We start from the raw sequence: 3,305 nt of genomic DNA on the forward strand, positions 1-3,305 counted from the left end.
TTAGACTTCCATCTTTGGCTTAAATTACAGCTTAGTTGGCGGCTTCACTCAGAATTAACACTTTTGGTGGTTCTTCCACACGACCCCAATTAGCCCCCAGGGATTTATGAATTGGATGGTCTTTGAGAATAATTGCGACAGTAAGAAATTTATAGAATTTTTGGGTAGATTACGTCGCCAGGTAAAACAAAAAATTTTTTTGATTGTAGATAATCATCGCATGCATCACAGCAGAAAAGTAATGCAGTATGTTGAGCAATTTAAAAATGAGATAGAACTTTTTTTTGCCTCCATATTCCCCAGAGCTAAATCCACAAGAATTGGTCAATCAGGATGTGAAAGCTAATGCGTGCTTATTTAAACCAGTAAGATGTGTGAATGACTTACTCATAAACATCAGACTTTACCTGACTAAAATACAATTTAATGAATTTAAAATTATGAATTTTTTTAAGAAAAATGAAACTAAGTATGCCGCATGGGAATAATCAACTTTTAGACGCCAGGGTAATAATAATCCTACTACAGCTTTTCTTAGTCTCCATCTCTGGAGCGATGAACGGCTTACTCCGAATAACTTACACGCTGTTTTTATTAATCCGCCTTCTTCTATATACGCTAATACTCGTTCTCTTATTTCTGTTGTATGACTCATTGCCTTTATCGGCAATAACATACTGAATTCCTCGCCAATCGCTTTGTTTCCACAGAGCACCAAACTCATTCATATCCACTTGATTGCTTGCGGATAGACATGCGCTATGTATCCTTTTTTTTTGCAACAGAGTCATACAGTTCAAAGTATCTTTTTGGGACCATTCTCTACGACATTTTCTGAGGGCGTATTTTTTTCAGTTGCGTTATGAAATAATGTACCTGAGAAATTAGCAGGATTAGATACACTTACTGGATGTTGAAGTTCTGGAGACGTTTCTCGAATATTTAATCCAAGCTCTTTATAAGCGTTTCCCAACAATGCTTCTTTAGTTCCATCACTCATTTTTCTCCACAATCCCATATGTATTTTATCCATAGTCAATTCATTTACTCTCCAGCCAAATGGAGTTGATTCTTTCAACCAAAGAGACTCCTGATTCAGGAATAAACCAAAGTATTGTACTAAAGATTCGCCTATAAAACCCATCGATAGTGCATTGTTGGTTCCGCGTTGCTCATCCTTTAAATAAGCATTTAATGCATTCTTCATTATGGGATGTCCTGGCTCAGATGCAAATGCCCATACATCAACCTGAGACCAAGGAGATAAGTTATATTTACGTAGCATTTCGGTAGACGAATTTACTGCCTCCTGAGTAATCGCAACTTTAACACCTACCACCTGAGGTAAGTTGGGTTTAGCAGTGAAGCGCGTGGTACAATCAAAAAAATAACCTCCAAATTCTTCGAGAATAACAAACGTTAATAGATCTTTTTGAGCGGTGTAAAGCTCGTTTTTTTCTTGTATTTCTAACGTATTTTTTATCTCTTCTATGGTAGATTTGCTCAGATGTTTTAAGGGACCTTTTAACATAGCATCCACTGATTGTATTGATATACTAGGATAATCAGAAAATAATGCTTTTGCGTCACCTATTAAATGCTCGGGGACCCAAACAGTTATTTTAGCCCCAGAAGACTGTTGCGCTAGACTTTTAGGTCCTAAAGAACAGCAAACTTTATTAATATGGGTCGATAAGTTTCCCATCCAAATATAATGTATCATATTGTTTTCAATGATTTTTTGCTGAGGGGAAGGCTCACTTGTTTTTTTAATAGGTATTTCTTTAATAAATATTTCATGAGAGGGAGGCAACGAAAAAATTTCAGTAGAAGAAATTCCTCCTGATTGCTGATTATTTTCAAAAGATTGAATGTTATTTGTAAATGTCTCTGTTATAATTAAATTGATATCGTCTTCGTGCAGAATACCATCAAAATTTTTCTTAATAGCACCCGCATGTAATATTTTTACTTCGGTATTTAATAAGGTTTCAACCGCCTTATCTATCTTAACGTTAGGGTAAAGATAGTTTATAAGTGCCAATTTGGCATCTAATATCGATGTAGACTTATTCACATTAAGCTCGACGAGTCTTCTTGGCCCCATCCCTATAATACTACAAATTATCTTCATGTCTTACTCTCCGTCAGGGTTCACTCATGATTGCTTATTAAAATCAAATTGTGTAGAATTTTTTATAGCAATATCTATGTGTTCATCGCCAAACTGAAAATCAGAATATATACCACATCTATTCATGTGGACTGTGTTTTTCGCCGCTTTGAAAATTGTATGACACAGCCAACCAGCTTTCCCAGCCTCCCGTTCTTTTTTACATATTGCTACATCTTCTTCTGTATAATCTTCCTTAAAAAATTTGTTAGGCGCTTCATCTGCTTCGAGATTGAACCTTTCAGCAATAGCTGTTTCTCTTTTTTGATCTTTTGTAAAAAAACGCTCTCTGTCTGCAAACGAAGGAGAGTATTGATATTCATCCTCCATCTGATTTTGAGTATTGAAGTTTTCTGCCTGTTCAGCACTTAGTGAAATATCTTTCTTATCTAAAGTAATATTGACAGCTTGTACATGAGGCTTTGGTTCATGAAGCGCTTTTCTATCTTCTCTTCGTATCTCATAGGAAACATCTTCTTTTTCTGTAACATCCGCTTTTTTAAAAGAAGACCACATCTCGATAGCACCAGCTTTAAAAGCAGCACCCATTAATGAAGCACCCAGACTTAGTGTTGCCAACACGTTTGGCCGAGTTGCTTTTTCAAACTCTTCCTTACTGGTTGAAATTGGTTTCTCATTTTTATCTTTCATTTTTAACTCCAACATATTAAATTCGTAAACTAACTTAATACCTTCTTTTTATTTTCATTATAAAAATCCCTTATTAAGACAGCGTTAATTTATAGTGAATAATTGTTATACCCTATAACTGAGTAAGTTCTGTCGAAAATAGAAATGATCGGTTACACTGGTTTTTTTGCCTAACCCTATGCACTGGAGTGTTCACTGAAATTTAGGCAGATCTGTAGCTTGCAGGCATTCCTGGAGATGTCATTTTGTTGATTACCCAGCTATTCTCAGCCAGTGGTTTCTCATAGCGTCTTTCCTTAATGACCTTATTTTGCGAATAAAAATTACTCATTTTTAGAGGTTATGCCTAAAATAAAAAAGACAAGTTATACTGTGGCATCAAAAATTGGATTTGATGTTGGAAAGGAAGCTGAAAAGATACCGTTACCCATTGGAGCTAATCAGCATAGCGGTATGGAGTTATCATCGGTTTAATGATAGT

4 protein-coding genes are annotated in these 3,305 nt (G+C 35.6%); 1 reads left to right on the forward strand and 3 read right to left on the reverse strand.

The genetic code is table 11. The annotated features are described in order from the left end of the window. Positions 1-106 precede the first annotated feature (106 nt). A complete protein-coding gene (locus Lsan_RS23545) occupies positions 107-346 on the forward strand; it encodes a transposase (protein ID WP_058514406.1) in 240 nt (79 codons plus the stop codon). 57 nt (positions 347-403) lie between these two features. Here the strand turns inward: Lsan_RS23545 and Lsan_RS10790 are convergent, their stop codons facing one another. The 3 genes from Lsan_RS10790 to Lsan_RS10800 form a co-directional block, all read right to left on the reverse strand. After that, positions 404-724, reverse strand: coding sequence for an IS630 transposase-related protein (locus tag Lsan_RS10790; RefSeq protein WP_058514407.1), 321 nt, complete (start codon positions 722-724; stop codon positions 404-406). A 72-nt stretch (positions 725-796) separates the two neighbouring features. Next, positions 797-2,134, reverse strand: coding sequence for a hypothetical protein (locus Lsan_RS10795; protein WP_058514408.1), 1,338 nt, complete (start codon positions 2,132-2,134; stop codon positions 797-799). A gap of 24 nt (positions 2,135-2,158) precedes the next feature. Beyond that, the gene (locus Lsan_RS10800; protein ID WP_058514409.1) at positions 2,159-2,824 is read right to left on the reverse strand and encodes a hypothetical protein; all 666 of its coding nucleotides are present in this window, start codon (positions 2,822-2,824) and stop codon (positions 2,159-2,161) included. Positions 2,825-3,305: the final 481 nt, after the last annotated feature.

Source organism: Legionella santicrucis, from assembly GCF_001468135.1.
GTDB lineage: Bacteria > Pseudomonadota > Gammaproteobacteria > Legionellales > Legionellaceae > Legionella > Legionella santicrucis.